Source organism: Micromonospora sp. KC721 (assembly GCF_004348355.1).
In the GTDB taxonomy this organism is placed as follows: domain Bacteria; phylum Actinomycetota; class Actinomycetes; order Mycobacteriales; family Micromonosporaceae; genus Micromonospora.
In genome coordinates, this window is sequence record NZ_SMJY01000370.1 from 1 (window position 1) to 1,948 (window position 1,948).

The following is a 1,948-nucleotide window of genomic DNA, read 5'->3' on the forward strand; positions in this document are numbered from 1 at the left end:
GGGTGGTGTCGCGGGGGGTCATGCCGGTCCTAGAAGGGGATCGTGGCGTGGGTGGGCAGGACGACACCGGCGGGCAGGCCGGCGGCGAACCCGGCGGCCTGGCACCCGTACATCGGGCGCAGCGCCAGGCGGGCCTCGCCGGCGCGGGCCTGGATGATGCCGGTGGCCTCGTCGAGGTGCTTCTCGTCGGCGACGGTCGCGGTGACCAGCACGGTGAACCGGGTGACGCCGGCGCCGGTGGCTTCCTCCTCCGCGGCCTGCTCGGCGGCGGCCAGGTCGGTCAGGTCCCGGGCGCTGGGCCGGTGTTTCTTACCGGCCAGGAACCGGGCGTCGCGCTTGTCGGACTCGACCAGCCGGGCCGCCTCGCCGGGGGAGTACGGCCGGTAGATCATGGTGACCCGCTTGCGCAGCAGTTGCGGGTCGGGGTCGGTCAGCCGCGAGAACAGCCGCGAGTGCACCACACCCCGGGGTGCTTCGACCATGCACCAGGTGCGCGACACCCCCGAGTCGTGCCGGTAGCTGTCCCAACTTTCCCGGGCGGCCACCGGCCCGGCCTGCGTCCAGTCGGGCGTGAGCTGCGGATCGCGGGCCAGATCCAGGGCCGCGGCCGGGTCGTAGGCGGCGCGCACCACCCTGGCCAGGCCACGGGCGGACATCGGCACGATGCCGGCGCCGGTCGCGCCGGTCAGGCCGGCGTGCAGGTGCGGCAGCCGGGCGGCGACCTCCCGGCAGACGTCCTCGTGCGACATCGCCCGGCCTGGCGGGGCCGAGTAGGTCAGCGACACGCGGGTGTCCACGGTCGCCGACCCGGCCGGGTACGACTCGACGACGTCGTTGAGGACCTGCAGGGCCAGCGCCGGCGCGTCCGGCCTGCTGGTGGCGGCCACTTCGGCGGCCAGGCGGGTGCCGGGGTCCGGGGTGGTCTCGACGGTGACCTGCGCCTGCACGAGCTGCGGCTCGCGGGACAGCGCCGACAGCCAGGACGCGAGGTGCCCGACGCGGGCGTCGATGACGGCCTGGTCGACCAGGTCCATGCCCTCCGGCGCGCAGCGCAGGGTGACGGTGTAGTGCCGGCTCTGCGGCACCACGACGACCGCGACGACCCCGGAGCGGCCGGTCTCCACCTCGTACACCTCGGAGCGGGCCAGCACCCCTGGCAGTTGGTGGGCGGCGGTGACCCGGGACGCGACGCCAGAGATGTAGAGGTGGTGGCGACGCGAGCGCGCCAGCCACCACGCCACCCGGGCGTTGATGACCTGGAATCCGGTGCGCCCGTTGACCCGGATCGCCAGGGGCGCGAGGACCAGCAGACCGGCGACGGCGGTGATCAGCGCCGCGAGAGCGGAGACCGGCAGCATCGCGGCGGCGAGCACCATGACCAGGAACGCGGCGATGGTGCCGGCCGGGCCGAGCCCGAACAAGCCGGCGCCGCGGCCGAGCCGCCAGTTGCCGTAGGTGCGCTGCTCGACCGGCCGCTCCCGCGTCCCAGTGCTCATGAGCCCTCACCGTCCACCGCTCCGGACGCCGTCCCGCTGACCTTGCGCACCACCGCCGGACCAGCCTTCGCCGCCGCGACACCACCAGCCGCACCGGCACCGACGGGCCCGGCTGCGGCAGCCCCTGCACCGGCCGCGCCAGCGCCAGCACCCGCTGTGCCCGCGCCAGCGCCCGCGCCGCCGGAGGCACCAGCTCCTGCCCCCGCCGTCCCGGCACCCGCAGCGTGACCAGACCCGGCCGCACCAGACCCCGAGCCTCCACCGGCGGTGCGGGGAGTCGGAGCGGACGGATCCGCGCCACCCGGGCGGGACTGACCGCCACCAGGCACCCCTGGCAGTTGGTGGGCGGCGGTGACCCGGGACGCGACGCCAGAGATGTAGAGGTGGTGGCGACGCGAGCGCGCCAGCCACCACGCCACCCGGGCGTTGATGACCTGGAATCCGGTGCGCCC

General features: G+C 75.6%; 1 protein-coding gene. It reads right to left on the reverse strand.

Going from position 1 to position 1,948, the window contains the following annotated elements:
• Nucleotides 1-29: 29 nt before the first annotated feature.
• Nucleotides 30-1,496: an SCO6880 family protein gene (locus E1182_RS30390; protein WP_132271167.1), complete on the reverse strand. Its 1,467-nt coding sequence runs from the start codon at nucleotides 1,494-1,496 to the stop codon at nucleotides 30-32.
• Nucleotides 1,497-1,948: the final 452 nt, after the last annotated feature.

What these genes read in the sequence shown, in the direction of transcription:
- E1182_RS30390 (WP_132271167.1), bottom strand. Translation starts at nt 1,496, where the DNA reads ATGAGCACTGGGACGCGGGAGCGGCCGGTCGAGCAGCGCACCTACGGC.